We start from the raw sequence: 17936 nt of genomic DNA on the forward strand, positions 1-17936 counted from the left end.
CATGGCCAACCTGGTCGCTTAAAAACGCGTCGTACACCGCTTGGCTGGTGAGTGTGGCTGCCATGGGCATGAAGCCGCCGGTAAGCCCTTTTGAAATACAAATGATGTCGGCTTGTCCACCAAACTGTGCCACTTGTTCGGCGGCAAACAGGGTGCCTGTTCTACCGAAGCCTGTGAATACTTCGTCGAATATCACCAGAACACCGGCCGCTTCGCAGCGTTTGCACAGTTCAGCCACATGGGCTGGGCGCATCAAACGCATGCCGCTTGCACCTTGAATCAAGGGCTCCAGTACCAGCGCGGCAATTTCGCCTGCACTGTTTGCCAGTAATTTGTCGAGTGCTGCCAAGGCCTGTTCTTCTGTACACGCGCAAACGCCGGTGGGTGTGAAATCAACCTGAAACAGCCAGGGCGCGAAGGGATCGTAAAAACCGCTGGACTTGCCGGTGGCCATGGCGCCGAAGGTGTCGCCGTGGTATCCGCCCTCCAGCGCAATCACCCGTTTTTTGCTACCCACGCCTTTGTTTTGCCAATACTGAAAGGCCATTTTCAGGGCCACTTCAATGGCTGTGGAGCCATTGTCGGAGTAAAACACTTTGGCCATTGGGGCTGGAGCGCTTTGTACCAAACGTTCCGCCAGCAGTGCGGCGCTTGGGTGTGTAACGCCTGCAAACATCACATGTTCAAGCTCAAGTGCCTGGCGGGCTATCGCTTGCGCGATCACAGGGTTACTGTGACCATGAATATTCACCCACCAGCTTGAAACGGCATCAAAGTACTTGTTGCCTTGGGCATCGACCAAAAACTCACCTTCACCACGTACCACTGCCAAAGGTGGCGAAGCGGTTTGCATTTGCGTGAAGGGGTGCCAGCAGTATTGCGCGTCCAGTTCAAGCAATTCGGTGTGAGAGAGTTGTTTCATGCGGGTTGTACGTGCTCACAGGCTATCGAGCGCACGAACAAGGCGCTCTGGCATGGCATATTCCTCAAGCGCCTGTTCCTTCAACTCACTGAACACAGGCAATTCAGCCAACACCGGCACTTCACCAAAATGTTCGATCGCCTCGCGATTGGCAGGGTTGGTCTCACCCACCATCACCACGCCAAGTACCGGCACGCCAGCGGCCTTCAAGGCTTGTAGCGACAGGCAAGTGTGGTTAATGGTACCAAGCCCGCTGCGGGCCACCAACAAAGCGCAACTGCCCAGGTGTTTCATGAGGTCGAGCATGGTGTCCCGCCAGTTCAGGGGCACCAGGCAACCGCCAGCACCTTCGATCACTAGCCGGTCCGCCTTGGGCAACTCAAAATCGCTGAGCTGAATTTTTACGCCATCGATGTCAGCGGCCCGGTGGGGCGACAAGGGCTGGGTCAGGCGGTATGTTTCCGGGTGCACTGCGCAACCGCTTAAGCGGGCAATCCACTCGCTGTCGCTGCCACCTTCAAGCCCGCTTTGCACCGGCTTCCAGTAATCCGCTTGCCAGTGTTTGCAAAGCCATGCACTGGTAATTGTCTTGCCGATGCCGGTGTCGGTGCCAGTTACAAACAAATGTTTCACGGCCGTTCCAGGTAATAAAAACCAATGTGGTAGTTCATGGTGCAGGCTTCGCCCAAGGCGGATATCACCTTGCGCAAATTAACCGGCGTGTGGTTCACGCGGGGTTGGTCTGCGCCAATGGCACGCAGGCTGCGTGCAAAGGAAAGCCCATCGGGGTGATGGTCCAGAAAGTCTTTGGTGTGGTGAGCAGTGCTGGCAGCAATGCCTTCAGCGACCAATGCGTTCATGATGTCCTGCAAGTCATCGTCGCGAGGCAGAGCCCGTAAACCACTGGTTTGCCCGGTGTCCGCGTGTGCCACTTCCCAGGCTTGAAAGGAGCCATCCAGCAACACGCTGAAAGCCACCGTGTTCGACACCGAAAGCCAACGTCGAATCGCTTCCTCGATATTGCTGAACCATTGCGCACACATACCTGACACCAGCAGGGAATGGTTCGGGATCCACAGGTGCTCAACTGCCAATTCCTCGCCATTGAGCAAGTGGGTGTGCAGGCGTTCAGTGGGATACTTGCGCGTTAATTCGGTTAGCATGCCTTGCGCCAAATCGACGGCATGCACCGCACTTTCGGGAAACTTGTTCAGCAAATGCTCGGTTAAAAACCCGGTGCCGCTGCCCACATCCACACAAGCTTTGGGGTTGAAGTCGACAGGCAGCATTTGATCCAGCCACTGACACAGGTGTTGGGCTGAATGTTTTTGTACGCGCGCGTGGTGATCGTAATCGCGGGCAGCATCGGAAAAGCGGCGTGAGGCAGCCTGGGCAGAATTCAGTTTTCGCGGCAAGGCGTTTTCAGACATTTCAATGCAGCTTGAAATTAATGCTGGCTGAGAAGGGGCAACAAGGTGCCAGTATACCGCGCAGGGGCGGTGGCAATGCCTGCGTGCTCGGAAGCCAGTGTATGCAACTCGCGGTTTTGCTGTTTCAGCGTGTGCTCAAAGCATTGCAGTGCCAAAGCCAGTGGCACTATTTCATCCGTGTTGCTGGCCCAGGCGTGTAATTCGGCGCCATGGGAAAGGGCCTGTTGCAATGCCTGTGCTGCGTTCAACTCTTGCATGCTGCGAAGGTCAGTCAATAACGTTTGTTCATCCAGGGTGGCCCATTGCGCATGGTGCCCGCAGCGGTTGTGAAAGTCGCGCAATACCTCTGGCATATTCTGTTCTGCTTTCTGGATCATGCGAGACAGCAAACGCGGTGGAGTGCCTTGGGTGTTGGAATCGCCTTTCACAAAGTGAGTAAAGCCATGAATGCTCAACAGGCTTTGCCATCGCACTGAAAAATCCAGCAGTTTTGAAAACCCCAGTGAATGCCCCAGGCCTAGCCAAGGTACATCGGCGTAAGCAAGCACCAAGCTGTGTAGCACTTCTGCCGTGTAGTGTACCCATTGGTCTTGCGTGCTGATACCGGGGGTATGAATCATCAAACCTTGTCTGGCTTGCTCTGGAAAGTAACCCGCTTCCAGGCAAACAAACAAGGTAGTCTCGCGTGTATTTGCGGGAAGTGTATTCAGCAAGGCATTGAAGAAACGGTGGTTGTAACCCCAGCCGTGGGCCATCAACAGCACTTGCGTTATTTCGGGCTGCTTCATGTGCTCACCTTCCAGCTGGCCAGTGCGTGGAGCAGTTGCTCATACACTGCAAGGGTGTGGCCGGTGTTCAGTGCAAGCCGAACCCGTCCGGCATTGGGGGGCACGGTGGGAGGGCGTACGGCAGAGGTTCGAATGCCTGCCTGTTGCAAATGGGCCTTGAGTTCGAGGCAGGCAACGTTACTGCCCACCACCAAGGGAACAATGTGGGTGTTCGACAAGCCCGTGTCGAAGCCCAACTCATGCACTCGCTCTCGCAGTGTGTCGGCGGCGGTGTGCAGCGCGGAACGTTCGGTATTCATCCCCAGAATAATTTCCAATGCTTTGCCAACCGCGCCAATCACAAAAGGCGAGGGCGCAGTGGAATAGACAAAGCCCGTGCAGCGGTTCACCAAATACTGTTTGAATATTTCACTGCATGCGACGTATGCCCCGCTGACCCCCACTGCCTTGCTGAAGGTGCCCATGATTACCCAGTGCCCCAAGGTTTTCAGCGCATCTATGGCGGGGTGTTGAATCGCTCCAAGGCCTCGACCTTCCGGTCCCCAAACGCCCGTGGCGTGGGCTTCGTCCAGGTACACCACAGCTTTGTGTTGAAGGGCAAGCTCCGCAAGTTGTTCGATCGGCAGCAAATCTCCTTCCATGCCGAACACGGTTTCCGAAACGATGATTTTCGGCTGAGTTGATTCTTGGTGTTTGCTCAGCAATTCTGCCAAATGTGCCATGTCGTTGTGGCGAAACCGAATCTGCTTCACCCCCGCCAACTGGCAGGCATGGTGCAGGCTGGCGTGGTTCAAGCGGTCGGTGAACACCAATGGTTCAGCTCCGCTCCATAATGTTTTATCGAGTAGTGCAGCAAGCCCGCTGGCGTTGGCTTGATAGCCACTTGAGAAAACAAGTGCAGCTTCAGCGTTTTTAAATTGTGCAACTTGGAATTCCAGTTCTTCAAAGCAGTCGAGGTTGCCTGACAACAAACGCGAGCCGGTCGCACCCGCACCGTATTTTTTCGCGCATTCATGGCCAGCCTCCACAATGTCGCCGCGCTGGGCCAGGCACAAATAATCATTGCTGGAAAAATCGTATACACGCTGGTCGATGGGGCAGGGCAGCAACACGCGCTTGCTGCTGTCTTGGGCCAAAAGTTCTAGGCGTTGCTGGCTGGCTTGGCTCAGGTTCATCGCGCTTAGGTCAGGTCAAAATAATGTCGTAATGTTCCTGCACAAACAGGTTGTCCACCTGCAGGGTAATTGGCTTTCCTACAAACTCTTCCAGCATGCCCAAGTGTTGGGCCTCTTCTTCCAGAAACAGGTCGATCACCGCTGGGCTGGCCAGTATGCGAAATTCTTTGGGGTTGAACTGGCGGCTTTCACGCACAATTTCCCGCATGATTTCATAGGCCACGGTTTGGGCTGTTTTAACCTGCCCCTTGCCTTGGCAGCTTGGGCAGGGTTCGCACAACAAATGGGCCAGGCTTTCGCGGGTGCGTTTGCGGGTCATTTCCACCAAGCCCAGCGCAGAAAAGTCTGTCACGCTGGTTCGGGCGCGGTCCCGGTCCAACGCCTTTTGCAATTCCGTCAGTACTGCTTTTTTGTGTTCCTCGGTGCTCATGTCGATGAAGTCGATCACGATGATGCCACCCAGGTTGCGCAAGCGTAATTGGCGTGCAATGGCGTGTGCCGCTTCCAGATTGGTCTTAAACACCGTTTCTTCAAAATTGCGGGCCCCAATAAAACCGCCCGTATTCACGTCAATTGTCGTGAGGGCTTCGGTTTGATCGATGATCACGTATCCGCCCGATTTCAGTTCAACCCGGCGGCCCAGCGCCTTTTGCAATTCGTCTTCAATGTTGTACAGCTCGAACAGTGGTCTTTCACCCTGATGCAGTTGAAGGCGGTCTTTGGTTTCCTGGGCATAAGTTTCAGCAAACACCAGCAGGTTTTTCAGGGTTTCTTTTGAATCTATCAGAATGGCTTGAGTGTCTGCACTCACGAGATCACGTACCACGCGTTGAGCCATGGTCAGGTCCTCGTAAATCAGGCTGGGTGCGGGCTTGGTTCGGGTCAATTCCAGCATCTCGCGCCAGCGGGTACGCAAGTAATTTACATCGGCGGTCAGTTCCTCGTCGGTGGCTTCTTCGGCGTGGGTGCGGATGATGAAGCCACCCGTGTTCTCGGGCAGCAGGCGGGTTAGTTTCGCGCGCAGCTCTTCTCGCTCGCCTTCATTCTCGATGCGCTGTGAAACACCGATGTGTGGGTCTTGCGGCAGGTGCACCAGCATGCGGCCAGCCAGGCTGATTTGGGTGGTTAAGCGGGCGCCTTTGGTGCCCAGCGGGTCTTTGCTCACTTGCACAATGATGGTTTGCCCTTCGAACACCATTTTTTCAATGGCAGGCGGCGGATTGCCGTTTTGCTTTGATTGGTGGTGGTTGTAGGTGCGGTGTTCCCACAGGTCGGCCACATGCAGAAATGCTGCGCGCTCCAGTCCAATGTCGACAAATGCAGATTGCATGCCGGGCAACACGCGCACTACTTTGCCCAAGTACACATTGCCCACAATGCCGCGTGTGGACGTGCGTTCAATGTGAAGTTCTTGCACAGCACCGTGCTGAACAATGGCCACGCGCGTTTCCTGCGGTGTCACGTTCACCAGTATTTGTTCGTTGATCATCTTTTGCTTCTTGGGTATTAATCGATTCTTGTTGCAGCTCAGTTTCTGTTTTGGGCCGCTGTTTGGAGTTGGCGTATCAATTCGCTGGTTTCAAACAGTGGTAAACCCATAATGCCAGAATGACTGCCGGAAATGTGACGAACGTATTGCCCTGCGATCCCCTGAATGCCGTAGGCACCCGCTTTGTCGAAAGGCTCACCACTGGCAATGTAGGCATGCATGAAGGTTTCGGGAATCTTGGAGAATTCCACGTGCGACGTTTGCACGGCGTTTTGGGCAGTGGTGCCACCCTTGTTGTCAAGCCAGGCACCAGCCACAGCGGTGTGGACTTCATGGGTTGTGTTGGAAAGGCTTTGCAGCATTTGAAAGGCTTCCGCAGCATTTTGCGGTTTGCCTAGAATGTTGCCCTTCAGCGCAACCGTGGTGTCGGCGGCCAATACCAGCCCGCTTAATTGTTGCCCCTGCATGGCTTTAATTGCTGCATTCAATTTCAGTTGGGTAACGCGCTGTACATACAGCAAGGGGTTTTCATTCTCAAACGGTGCTTCAAGCGCCTCGGCCTCTGGGCTGCTCTGGGCCAGAAACACCTGCACTTTTAATCCGAGTGTTTCAAGTAATTCAAGCCTGCGCGGGCTGCGCGAAGCAAGCCAAATCTGGGCAGGCAGGCCAGTGTGCTCGGGGCGAACGGGTGTGTTCATGTTGGGGATTATTCGCGGTGGTACGGATGCCCAATGGTAATGGAAAATGCGCGGTACAGCGCTTCCACCAACAGCACGCGCGCCAGTGCATGGGGCAGGGTGAGGTCGGAAAGCCGCCACATGCCTTGGCATTGCTGCTTCAGGGTTTCATCAAGCCCATCGGCACTGCCGATGAGCAGGCACAGTGTTTCGCTGCTGTTGTGCCATTTTTGAAGTTGCTCGGCCAGGGCTTTGCTCGTGTGTCGCTCGCCCCGTTCGTCCAGCGCAACCACCCGTGCGCCGCTTGGAATGGCCGCACGAATGCGCTCGGCTTCTTTGGCGAGAATTTGGTCCACAGGTTTGCCTGTAGACCGGTCTTCAGGTTTCAGTTCTTTGATGGTCAGCTTCCAATCGCCTGGAAAGCGCTTCTGAAACTGATCAATGGCCTGTTGGGCCCATGGCTCGATCTTGTGAGACAGGGCAATCACATGGATTTTCAAAGTGAAGCGAAAATCTTAGTTGTACTGGCTTGAGTAGGCTTCAGCCTGCTGGGGGAAATAGTCCACCCCTGGCATGGGCTTGCTCAGGCTGTGCGGGTTCAGCTTCACGCGCACGGGCTTGCCTCCCCAGATTTCTTCCAGGTTGTAATACTCGCGAATGGCGGGTTGCATCAAATGCACCACCACATCGCCGAGGTCGACCAACACCCATTCTCCAGTGTCTTCACCTTCGGTGCTGAACACTTCGCCACCGTTTTCCTTGGTTTTCTCGCGAACGTTGTTGGCCAAGGCGCGGGTTTGGCGGTTTGAAGAGGCTGAGGCAATGATGACTCGGTCAAAAACACCGGTAAGGTGGGTCGTGTCGAAAACGGCGATGTCTTGTGCCTTGATGTCTTCGAGGGCGTCAATCACGACGCGCTGCAGTTTACGCAATTCCATGCAATTCCAAAGGTTTGTTAATTGCCTGAATTCTAACAACTTTCAGGGCTGGGCGCGACCATAAACTGGGTGCTGGGTCAGGTACTTGAACACAGCGGTGGGTAAGCTGGCTTCAAGTTTGAAACGGGCGGTTTCCGCCACCTCGCTATTGGCCGAGCCCAGCAGCTCAAACTGCCTGCGAATTTGGGTGGAGCTGATGTTCACGCTGGGCATGGGTATGCGAAACAGGCGATCTTGGAGCAAATGTCGTTTTAAAGCCTCGGGCACCTGAAAATCGCCCCACTGGGTGCGGTCCACTACGCCAATGCGGGCGTAATCAAACAGGCTTTGCCAATGTTTCCAGCTGGTCAGGTTGGCCAATTGGTCCGCCCCAATCACAAAGGAAAATTTATAGTTGGGGTGCTGTTCGCTTAGCTTCTCAAGCGTATCCACAGTATAGGTGGGCCCAGCATGTTCAATTTCAAAGGGCTCTACGCGCCAGGAGTGCACGCCATCAATGGCCAGTTCAACGAGTTTTTTCCGAATATCCGCAGGTGCGAGATCGGCGTTGGGTTTTTGCCAGGGTTGGCCTGCCGGCATGAACCACACTTCATCGGCCATGCATTGGGCCTGGGCCGAGCGTGCCATTTGCAAGTGCCCCATGTGGATGGGGTTGAAGGTGCCGCCGATGATGCAGATTTGCCGGCTGGCCATGGCTCAGGCCGCCAGCCAGTCGCGGTCCACCAGAAAGTCGGTGTACAGCCTCGCCTCGGCGCTGCCTGCCTCGGGTTGCCAGTCGTAGCGCCACTTCACTTGGGGGGGCATGCTCATCAGAATCGATTCCGTGCGGCCACCGCTTTGCAGGCCAAACAGGGTGCCACGGTCGAATACCAAATTGAATTCAACGTAGCGGCCGCGTCGATAGGCCTGAAAGTCGCGCTCACGTTCGCCGTAGGCCATGTTCATGCGACGCTCAACAATAGGCAGGTAGCCTTTCAAAAAGGCATCGCCCACACTGCGCGTCATTGCGAAGCTTTGCTCGAAACCCAGCTCTGAAAAGTCATCGAAGAACACGCCACCGACGCCACGGGGTTCTTTGCGGTGCTTCAGGTAAAAATACTCGTCACACCATTTTTTGAACTTGGCATGGTAGTGCGCACCGAAGGGATCCAACGCATTTTTGCAACTTTGGTGAAAGTGTTTCGCATCTTCTTCAAAGCCGTAGTAGGGGGTCAAATCCATGCCGCCGCCAAACCACCACACCGATTCGCCTTCCACAGTGGTGGCTGCAAACAGGCGCACATTCATGTGCACGGTGGGTACATAGGGGTTGCGGGGGTGAAACACCAGTGACACCCCCATGGCTTCAAAGCTGGCACCAGCCAGGCCTTGGCGGCTGGCAGTGGCCGAGCCGGGCAACTTGTCGCCCATTACATGGCTGAAATTGACACCGCCACGCTCCAGCAAGCTGCCTTCTTCCAGCACGCGACTGCAACCGCCGCCTCCTTCTGCACGCTCCCAGGAATCGTTCAAAAAAGGTTTGCTTTCGAACTGGCCAATGCCTTCAATGATGCTGCTTTGAAGCCCCTGAAGGTATTGCTTCACCTGATTCAGTTCAGAAGGTGTCATGTTGAATAGGCCTTTTACTTTCTATTGATTGCGCGATAGCCAATGTCGCTTCTGAATTGCATGCCATCAAAGCTGATGGTGTCGATCAATTCATAGGCTTTGGCCTGAGCCTGGCGCACGGTGTCGCCCAAGGCGGTGGCGCACAGAACCCGGCCCCCCGCGGTCACTGCCTTGCCATTTTTCTCAACAGTTCCGGCATGAAATACAACCGCTTCGTCGCTGGCCTCGGCACGCAGTGTAATTTCATCGCCCGTGCGCGGGGTTTGTGGGTAGTTGTGCGCGGCAATCACTACGCCTAAAGCGGTGCGGCGGTCCCATTCTGCTTCAACCTTGTCCAGCGTGCCATCAATGGCATGGTCCAGCAAATTCACGAAGTCGCTTTTCAGTCGCATCATGATCGGTTGGGTTTCCGGGTCGCCCATGCGGCAATTGAATTCCAGCACCTTGATGTCGCCCTTGTCGTCGATCATCAATCCCGCATACAGGAAGCCGGTATAGACCAGTCCGTCCTTTTTCATGCCAGCAATGGTGGGGTAAATCACTTCGCGCATTACGCGGGCGTGCATGGTTGGCGTTACCACAGGGGCGGGGCTGTATGCACCCATGCCACCGGTATTGGGGCCTTGGTCGCCATCCAGCAGGCGTTTGTGGTCTTGGCTGCTGGCCATGGCCAATGCGTTCACACCATCGACCATCACGATAAAGCTGGCCTCTTCGCCTTCCAGGAATTCTTCAATCACGACACGGGAACCCGCGCTGCCCATGCTGTTGCCCAACAGCATGTCGTCGATGGCCTTGTGAGCTTCTTCCAGGCTCATGGCGACAACCACACCTTTGCCTGCGGCCAGGCCGTCGGCCTTGATCACGATGGGGGCACCTTTGGCGTTCACATAATCGTGTGCTTTGGCTGCATCGGTGAAGGTTTCGTATTCGGCGGTGGGGATTTTGTGCCGCTTCATGAAGGCCTTGGCGTAGTCCTTCGAGCTTTCCAGTTGGGCAGCCAGTTTGGCAGGGCCAAAAATACGCAGGCCGCGCTGGCGGAACAGGTCAACCACCCCTGCAGCCAATGGGGCTTCTGGCCCAACCACGGTCAGGTGCACTTGTTCTTTGGCCGCAAAATCAGCCAACTCGCCTAGGTCGCTGATGGGCACATTCTGCATTTTGGTTTCCAGGGCAGTGCCGCCATTGCCGGGCGCGACAAACACCTTTGTGACACCTGGCGTTTGGCAAATGCGCCAAGCCATGGCGTGTTCGCGACCGCCTGATCCAATCACCAAAATTTTCATGTTTGCAGTGCTCCGTACTTTTTATTCGTTGATGATCACGTTGGTGTAAACCTGCTGCACATCGTCCAGGTCCTCCAGCATGTCAATGATTTTTTGCATTCGAATGGCGTCGTCTCCTTCCAGTTCGGTCTCGCTGGCAGGTTTCATGGTCAGTTCCGCGTGTTCGAATTTCATGTTCGCCGCTTCAAACGCTGTTTTCAGGGTATGAAATTCAGGTACAGGGCAGGTGACTTCGATTACACCGTCGTCAGATGTCAAAACATCATCAGCCCCATTCTCCAGCGCCACTTCCATGATTGCATCTTCGCTGTGGCCTGGTGCAAAAATAAACTGGCCACAATGCTTGAACATGAAAGAAACAGAACCGTCGGTGCCCAAATTGCCACCGTGCTTGGTCAAGGCATGGCGTACTTCAGCCACAGTGCGTACTTTGTTGTCGGTCATGCAATCGATGATTACCGCTGCGCCACCCACACCATAGCCTTCGTAGCGAATTTCTTCGTAATTCACACCTTCGGCTTCACCGGTGGCTTTGGCAATCGCGCGTTGCACATTGTCTTTGGGCATGTTGGCCGCAGCGGCCTTTTCCATGGCCAGGCGCAAACGGGGGTTTGTGGCGACGTCGCCGCCGCCTACTCGGGCTGCCACGCTGACTTCGCGAATGATTTTCGTCCAAACCTTACCGCGTTTTTCATCCTGTCGATTTTTACGGTGCTGGATGTTGGCCCATTTACTGTGTCCTGCCATGGCTCACTTTCTGTTGTTGAATCAAAGAGGTGCGATTTTATCACCACCGGGCACTCGCCGTATTGCCCTAAAAGGATTCCACAGCGATAATCTGCGCGGGTATTAGACTTTTACATTTGTATACATTCAACAGGACCAAACAGGAGGTAGCGTGAGTTTACTCAAAGACTTCAAGGCGTTTGCAGTAAAAGGCAATGTGGTTGATCTGGCGGTGGCGGTGATCATTGGTGGCGCGTTCAGCGGAATTGTCAAAAGCTTGGTGGATGACGTCATCATGCCGGTGGTTGGCCGTATTTTTGGTAGTCTCGATTTCTCCAATCTTTATTTGCCTCTGGCCGAAATTCCGGAGGGAGTGGCGCCCACGCTGGCCGCTGTCAAGGCTGCGGGTGTGCCAGTTCTGGCCTACGGCAGCTTTATCTCGGTGCTGATCAACTTCATTATTCTGGCATTCATCATCTTCATGATGGTCCGTCAGGTTAGCAAACTGACCAAAGCCCTGATCAAGGAGGAGGAAGCTGCACCAGCCGCGCCAGCACCCACTCCTGAAGATATTCTGTTGCTGCGTGAAATTCGTGATTCTTTGAAGAAGTAATTTAGACTGGCTTCTCCAGATTCGCAGTAGTACAATCGAAGGCTGAATCTGGAGAGTGGCTAGCGCGTATCTGTGCTGGTCCGCCGAAGGCGCAATCCCCATGAACGCTCAGGCTTCAGTACAGGTTCAGGAATTCAAATCTGGAGAGCGCTGTGCGCGGCCAATCGCCGCGTAAGTACAGCCGCCGAAGAGGCAAGCAACGCAACCCGTTGTGAATCTTTCAGGCAAACGGACAGAGAGGGGCTACAAGGCAAATGGTTTGCCGAAAGCCCTTTTTTACTGTTTGTGGAGCCTGTTCCTCATGAAAGCTATTGTTCTCGGTGCTGGTGTTACCGGCATTACTTCCGCTTGGTTTTTGAAAAAAGAAGGTTTTGACGTCACTGTGGTGGATCGTCAGCCTGCTGCCGGCATGGAAACATCATTTGCCAATGGTGGCCAAATTTCCGTGTCTCATGCTGAACCTTGGGCCAATCCCGGCGCCCCCAAAAAGGTGTTGAAGTGGTTGATGAAGGAAGATGCGCCTTTGCTGTTCCGCTTGCGCGCCGATGCCCGCCAGTGGCGCTGGGGCATGCAGTTTTTGCGTGAATGTACCCCCGAGCGCACACGCCACAACATCATTCAAATGGTGAACCTGGGCACATTCAGCCGCAGTACTTTGCAAGAATTGCGTGCCGAAACCGGCATTGAATACAACTGCCTCACCAAAGGCATTTTGCACTTCTACACCAACCAGCAAGAATTCGATGATGCACTCGAACCCGCTGAAATCATGCGAGAGTTTGGATGCGATCGCAAAGTGATTGATGCAAACGAGGCCGTGCGTCTTGAGCCCGCTTTGGCGAGCGTGAAAGACAAAATTGCTGGCGCCACCTACACCGAAGCAGATGAAAGCGGCGATGCGCATGTATTCACGCAAAACCTGTCGAAGCTATGTGCTCAAAAAGGTGTTGAATTCAAGTACGACACCGCCATTTTGGGCCTGGATACCGAGGGTGGCCAAATCAGTGGTGTGCGTGTGCGTGGCGCGGATGGCCAGGTACAAGTGCTGAAAGCCGACAAGTACCTGCTGTGCATGGGCAGCTATAGCCCAATGCTGGTCAAAGATTTGGGCGTGGATTTGCTGATTTACCCAGCCAAGGGTTACTCGGCAACTTTGCAGATTGATGATGCCAGCAAGGCCCCACAAGTCAGCCTGACGGATGACGAGTACAAGCTGGTGTTTAGCCGCTTGGGTGACAAGCTGCGTATTGCAGGCACCGCTGAACTGAACGGTTACAGCACCAACCTGAACCACGTGCGTTGCCAGGCGATCACTCGCCGCGTCATGGAACTGTTCCCAGGCATGGCCGATCCCGAACAGGCCGTTTACTGGACTGGTTTGCGCCCCGCGACTCCCTCAAACGTGCCTTACATTGGTGTGTCGAAAATTTCAAACCTGTACTTGAACACCGGCCACGGCACATTGGGTTGGACCCACTCTTGTGGCTCAGGTCGCTCGATTGCATCGATCATGAATGGCAAGCAGCCTGAACTGGATTTCGCATTTACTGGAATTTCTTCCAAGAAGGGCGAGGCCTTGGCCGTTGCCTAAGGCTTGTTTTTGCTAACATCAGCGCATTCGCCAACAGGATGTGCTGATGTCTGATTCTGCAAACAAAAATACCCATGCCGGGGCTGACAACGCCCCCGCCTCGAACTTCCTTCGCAACATCATTGATGCGGACTTGAAAAAGCCCGAGTATCAGGTGCGCCCCTGGGCTGGTAAACCGGGCGGTGCCGATGTGCATGAAGGTGCCCCTGCCGACCCTGCAACCATTCGCTTGCGTTTCCCGCCCGAGCCCAATGGCTATTTGCATGTGGGCCACGCCAAAGCCATTTGTGTGAATTTCGGTTTGGCCAAAGAATACGGTGGCGCTTGCCACATGCGCTTTGACGATACCAACCCCGAGAAAGAAAGCGAGGAATTCGCGGATTCCATTCTGGATGCCGTGCATTGGCTGGGCTTTCGCTGGGAAGATTTCGGCGACGAGAACCTGTACTACGCCAGTGATTATTTTGAGTTCATGTACCAGGCTGCGGAGTTTCTCATTCAGGCCGGCCTGGCGTATGTCGATGAGCAGAATGCAGACGATATGCGCGCCAATCGGGGTACATTGACTCAAGCAGGTGTAGATTCCCCATTCCGCAATCGTCCAGCCGCTGAGAGCCTGGCGCGTTTTCGGGCCATGCGCGCCGGTGAGCTGCCTGATGGTGCTGCGGTGCTGCGTGCCAAAATCGACATGGCCAGCCCCAACATGAACATGCGCGACCCGGCGATTTACCGAATCCGCCGCGCCTTTCACCACCGAACAGGCGACGACTGGTGCATTTATCCCATGTACACCTTCGCGCATCCCATTGAGGATGCGCTGGAGCGCATTACGCATTCATTCTGTACTCTGGAATTCGAGGATCAGCGGCCTTTTTATGATTGGTTGCTGAACAACCTGGCCAGCGAACACAAAGCCTTCGATGGCACCTCGCTCAAACCTTTGTTGAGCCACCCCTTGCCCAAGCAGATTGAGTTCGCACGCCTGAACCTGAGTTATGTGGTCACCAGCAAGCGTAAATTGCAGCAATTGGTGACTGAAAACAAACTCAGTGGCTGGGATGATCCCCGTATGCCGACCATTGTCGGTTTACGCCGCCGTGGTTATACACCTGAGGCGATTCAGTTGTTTTGCGCGCGTATTGGTGTTTCAAAATCCGATTCCTGGATTGACTATTCCGTTCTGGAAGGCGCACTGCGCGACACCTTGGACCCAGTGGCCCACCGGGCTGTCGCGGTATTGGACCCGATACCGCTGATTCTGGACAACGTCGATGATGATTGGGCCGATCTGTGTACAGCTCCCGTTCACCCTCATCACCCGCATTGGGGCATGCGCCAGTTCACGATCGGCAAACGCTTGTGGATTGAAGCGGAAGATTTTCAGGAAAACCCGGAGAAAAAGTTCTTCCGACTGTTCCCGGGCAACAAAGTGCGCCTGCGATATGGCTATGTGATTGAATGCACGGGCTGTGACAAAGATGAAAATGGCAAGGTTATCGCGGTGCATGCCCAGGTGTTTCTGGACAGCAAATCCGGCACGCCGGGTGCAGATGCCTACAAGGTAAAAGGCAATATTCACTGGGTAGATGCAGAGGACTGCCTGCCCGCCACCGTACGCCTTTACGATCGTTTATTTACAGAAGAGCATCCTGATTCTGGCGGTAAAAACTTCATGGACAGTTTGAACCCCAATTCATTGACCGAGGTGAAAGCCTATCTGGAAGCAGGATTGAAAGACGCTTTCACTGGAACAGTTTACCAATTCGAGCGTCATGGTTATTTCGTTCATGACCTGAAAGACAATACCCTGGAAAACCCGGTGTTTAATCGCGCCACCACCCTGAAGGACAGTTGGAGTAAATAGCCAATTCATCGGGTACACTAGCCCTCGGACTAGGTATACAGAATATGGCAACGAACCCAAACTACAATATTCGAGGTGCGCTGCTGACCATCCTGAACGGGATGGGTCCAGACAATGAGCACGAGGCGGACATTGCCCACTTGTGCCACCTCATGGAATGGTTTCGAGAAGGGGCTCCTGGCTCTGATTTCGAAATCGAGCGGCGATTCTCCATGCTGGTGGAGGCGCTTGAACAGTCCAACGACCTGCGCGTGCAGGTCAAAGGCTATCTTGAACAATTCCTGAAAGAATCACGTTATCGATATACCTTCGCCGAGCTCGGCATTCTGGGTAATGAAACATTCGGTCAGGCCATGAAAAACCGGATTTTCCAGCGCCTGTTGCCGGCCACGGTTGAAGACAAAACAGTGCGCGAGTCGCTTAGCCTGATGTTCACCAAACCGGACGACCATGAGTGGCTTGAGTCGATCAGCGTGGCCAGCTGGACAAGGTTGTTTCACGTACTGGAATGGTTGAACCCGGCCATGCCCCTTTGGAAGCGCATTCAACATGAAATGCTCGAGGCCATGGAAATGCTGGCGGTGCGAATAGCCGCCCTTGGCATTGATTCCGAAGTGGTACGTTGCCTCGGTATTTCTGAGCGTCATACATCTCCGTTTGTCGAACAACACCTCGAGCTGCGCAGCATGATCGCGCAGGCCCATGAAAAGCTCAGCCATATGGAGCCTTTGCATGATTTGGGTGTTCATCTCGATGTGCTGCTGGACCAGTGTCAGGGCCAAATCAAGAAAGCCTACGCACAGGCGCGTGTTCAAGGCATTTCTGTCACGCTCAGTATGCAATTGATCCGGCTGGAGCAATCGATCAACCGCATGCGTCGGCTTTTGCAGCTCTTGGGTGCCTTGCCCACCGACAATCGGGTGGGCACGTGCGTGCAGTTTTTCTGCACGTTGACCAAGGAAGAAAACCGCAAACATTCGATCACCGATTTGTGGCGAGGTTTGACTGACAAGCTGGCTCTGCGCATTACCGAGCATGCGAGCCAATCTGGCGAGAAATACGCCACTGAAACCCGGTCGGAATACTGGAAAATGGCCCGGGCTGCCATGGGTGCAGGCGTCATTATCGCGCTTCTTTCCCTGTTCAAAGCTGGCATTTCAAGTTGGCATTTGCCCCCATTTTGGGAGGCCGTATTTTTCAGCCTGAATTATGGCATTGGCTTTGTGATCATTCATTTGTTGGGCTTCACCATCGCGACCAAACAGCCTGCCATGACTGCGGCGCGAATCGCTGCAGCCATTGACGCTGCCAATGGCCGCTTAAGCTCGGCCGACCGGGTGGCAGATTTGATTACCCAGGTTGCCCGCACCCAATTCATCTCGATTTGGGGCAATGTGCTGCCCGCATTTGCCACGGCCACCGTGGTTGCCGTGGGGCTCACTTTCTTGCTCGGAGAACCGCCTGTGGCAATCGAGAAAGGCGAGAAAATGTTGCTGGAGCTTAATCCCTTGTTGTCTGCAGCTTTGCCCCATGCTGCAATTGCCGGGGTGTTCCTGTTTTTGGCAGGTGTGATTGCGGGTTACTACGACAACCTGTCGATTTACCACCGTATTCCGGATCGGATTCGCAAGGTGCCCTGGCTGCGCAAGCGCTTGGGTGTGGTTCGCTCCAACAAATTGGCTGATTATTTGAGCAAGAACACGGGGGCTTTGGCAGGCAACTTCTTTTTCGGTTGCATGTTGGGTTCGGCTGGTTTTATTGGACTCATTCTTGGTTTGCCCATCGATATTCGGCACATCACCTTTGCCGCGGCAAACATGGCTTACGGAATTCAGGCCCATGAATTCATGTTGAGCGGACTGGAGGTGGCGATTGCCGCTGTGGGCGTTTTCCTGATCGGTATGGTGAATTTGGCCGTGAGCTTTAGCTTGGCATTTTTCACGGCCTTGCGGGCGCGCGGGGTTCGCAAGCTGGAGAGCCTCTCGCTGGCCGGACGTATTTTCAAACGATTTTTCAAGAGTCCTGGCGAGTTTTTCTATCCACCCAAAGAAAATGGCGTGGCCGAAAACAATGTCACTGGCTCAGTCAAAACCGAGTCCAAGTAGGCTACTTCAAGCTTCCTCACTCTTGCGGGCGGTTGAACCCTTTTTTCCACTGCACGTCGCGAACGCCTTTTTTGTGGTGAATCCAGCGGGAGGCCACAAACAGAAAGTCGGAAAGACGGTTCATGTACAAAAGCAAATCTTCTGGCAGTTTTTGCTGCTGGTTCAAATCCACCAGCACCCGCTCCGCTCTGCGGCAAACAGTACGCGCGATGTGGGTGTAGGCAGAGGCCTTGCTGCCGCCAGGCAAAATAAATTCTTCCAGACGGGGCAGGGGTTGATTGAATTCCTTGATCAAGTCTTCCAGCCGCTCCACCGCTTGGGGTGGAAACACATCAAAACCCGGCATGCACAGGGCTGCGCCCAGATCAAACAGGTCATGCTGAATGCGAGTAAGTTCGGTGGCCAGGCGCTCAGGCAAGGCCTCGGTCAGTATCAGGCCGATGTGGCTGTTCAACTCATCGACATCGCCCATGGCATGAACACGAAGATCGTTTTTTGCCAAACGGCTGCCATCGGCCAGGCCAGTAGTGCCATCGTCGCCAGTGCGGGTGGTGATTGAACTGAGTCTGTTGCCCATTGAATTGCGTGATCCGAGAAAGTTGAACAAAAAGAGCGCCTTGTGCAAACCGCGTATTGAGGTACGACGCAGGCGGGCCTATACTTTGAGCTTGTTCAAGTTTAACGCAGGGGTCCTGGCAAATTGCTGCCGGGTGAGAAAAACCCT

18 protein-coding genes and 1 riboswitch are annotated in these 17936 nt (G+C 54.4%); of the genes, 4 read left to right on the top strand and 14 right to left on the bottom strand.

Features of this window, described 5'->3' with window-relative positions; translation table 11 throughout:
- From A0129_RS00650 to A0129_RS00710, 13 genes are all read right to left on the bottom strand, one after another.
- The coding region (locus A0129_RS00650; RefSeq protein ID WP_291711459.1) for an aminotransferase class III-fold pyridoxal phosphate-dependent enzyme at positions 1-922 on the bottom strand (922 nt) is incomplete at its 3' end.
- Between the two features lie 15 nt (positions 923-937).
- A complete protein-coding gene (bioD, locus tag A0129_RS00655) occupies positions 938-1555 on the bottom strand; it encodes a dethiobiotin synthase (RefSeq protein ID WP_291711461.1) in 618 nt (205 codons plus the stop codon).
- Complete coding sequence (locus A0129_RS00660) at positions 1552-2352, bottom strand: methyltransferase domain-containing protein (RefSeq protein ID WP_291711463.1); 801 nt, start codon at positions 2350-2352, stop codon at positions 1552-1554. The genes bioD and A0129_RS00660 overlap by 4 nt, the downstream gene beginning before the upstream one ends.
- A 17-nt stretch (positions 2353-2369) precedes the next feature.
- On the bottom strand, positions 2370-3140 hold the full coding sequence (locus A0129_RS00665) for a hypothetical protein (RefSeq protein ID WP_291711464.1): 771 nt from the start codon (positions 3138-3140) through the stop codon (positions 2370-2372).
- Positions 3137-4315 carry an 8-amino-7-oxononanoate synthase gene (locus tag A0129_RS00670; protein ID WP_291711466.1) on the bottom strand — a complete coding sequence of 393 codons (1179 nt, stop codon included), beginning with the start codon at positions 4313-4315 and terminating at the stop codon, positions 3137-3139. Before A0129_RS00670 ends, A0129_RS00665 begins: the two co-directional genes overlap by 4 nt.
- A gap of 10 nt (positions 4316-4325) precedes the next feature.
- The gene (rng, locus tag A0129_RS00675) at positions 4326-5801 is read right to left on the bottom strand and encodes a ribonuclease G (protein ID WP_291711644.1); all 1476 of its coding nucleotides are present in this window, start codon (positions 5799-5801) and stop codon (positions 4326-4328) included.
- Positions 5802-5842: 41 nt separating this feature from the next.
- Positions 5843-6502: a nucleoside triphosphate pyrophosphatase gene (locus tag A0129_RS00680; RefSeq protein WP_291711468.1), complete on the bottom strand. Its 660-nt coding sequence runs from the start codon at positions 6500-6502 to the stop codon at positions 5843-5845.
- Positions 6503-6510: 8 nt separating this feature from the next.
- Entirely contained in the window at positions 6511-6981 is a 471-nt protein-coding gene (gene rlmH, locus A0129_RS00685) for a 23S rRNA (pseudouridine(1915)-N(3))-methyltransferase RlmH (RefSeq protein WP_291711470.1), read from the bottom strand.
- A 15-nt stretch (positions 6982-6996) separates the two neighbouring features.
- A complete protein-coding gene (gene rsfS / locus A0129_RS00690) occupies positions 6997-7419 on the bottom strand; it encodes a ribosome silencing factor (RefSeq protein WP_105028205.1) in 423 nt (140 codons plus the stop codon).
- A gap of 42 nt (positions 7420-7461) precedes the next feature.
- Complete coding sequence (gene nadD, locus A0129_RS00695; protein ID WP_291711472.1) at positions 7462-8112, bottom strand: nicotinate-nucleotide adenylyltransferase; 651 nt, start codon at positions 8110-8112, stop codon at positions 7462-7464.
- A gap of 3 nt (positions 8113-8115) precedes the next feature.
- A complete protein-coding gene (gene hemF / locus A0129_RS00700; protein WP_171097636.1) occupies positions 8116-9027 on the bottom strand; it encodes an oxygen-dependent coproporphyrinogen oxidase in 912 nt (303 codons plus the stop codon).
- Positions 9028-9041: 14 nt separating this feature from the next.
- Complete coding sequence (gene purD / locus A0129_RS00705; protein ID WP_291711474.1) at positions 9042-10313, bottom strand: phosphoribosylamine--glycine ligase; 1272 nt, start codon at positions 10311-10313, stop codon at positions 9042-9044.
- A gap of 21 nt (positions 10314-10334) precedes the next feature.
- On the bottom strand, positions 10335-11060 hold the full coding sequence (locus tag A0129_RS00710) for a YebC/PmpR family DNA-binding transcriptional regulator (RefSeq protein WP_291711476.1): 726 nt from the start codon (positions 11058-11060) through the stop codon (positions 10335-10337).
- A 151-nt stretch (positions 11061-11211) separates the two neighbouring features.
- On the opposite strand from A0129_RS00710, the gene mscL reads away from it, so the two are divergent.
- From mscL to A0129_RS00730, 4 genes are all read left to right on the top strand, one after another.
- Entirely contained in the window at positions 11212-11652 is a 441-nt protein-coding gene (gene mscL, locus A0129_RS00715) for a large conductance mechanosensitive channel protein MscL (RefSeq protein WP_291711477.1), read from the top strand.
- A 130-nt stretch (positions 11653-11782) separates the two neighbouring features.
- Positions 11783-11898, top strand: a riboswitch (glycine riboswitch).
- A gap of 55 nt (positions 11899-11953) precedes the next feature.
- Positions 11954-13243: a D-amino acid dehydrogenase gene (locus tag A0129_RS00720; protein ID WP_291711479.1), complete on the top strand. Its 1290-nt coding sequence runs from the start codon at positions 11954-11956 to the stop codon at positions 13241-13243.
- A 46-nt stretch (positions 13244-13289) separates the two neighbouring features.
- Positions 13290-15107: a glutamine--tRNA ligase/YqeY domain fusion protein gene (locus A0129_RS00725; protein WP_291711481.1), complete on the top strand. Its 1818-nt coding sequence runs from the start codon at positions 13290-13292 to the stop codon at positions 15105-15107.
- A 44-nt stretch (positions 15108-15151) separates the two neighbouring features.
- A complete protein-coding gene (locus A0129_RS00730) occupies positions 15152-17212 on the top strand; it encodes a hypothetical protein (protein ID WP_291711483.1) in 2061 nt (686 codons plus the stop codon).
- 16 nt (positions 17213-17228) lie between these two features.
- On the opposite strand, the gene A0129_RS00735 is transcribed toward A0129_RS00730, so the two are convergent.
- The gene (locus tag A0129_RS00735) at positions 17229-17789 is read right to left on the bottom strand and encodes a cob(I)yrinic acid a,c-diamide adenosyltransferase (RefSeq protein WP_291711485.1); all 561 of its coding nucleotides are present in this window, start codon (positions 17787-17789) and stop codon (positions 17229-17231) included.
- Positions 17790-17936: the final 147 nt, after the last annotated feature.

The sequence above is a fragment of the Limnobacter sp. CACIAM 66H1 genome (assembly GCF_001601825.1).
GTDB lineage: Bacteria > Pseudomonadota > Gammaproteobacteria > Burkholderiales > Burkholderiaceae_B > Limnobacter.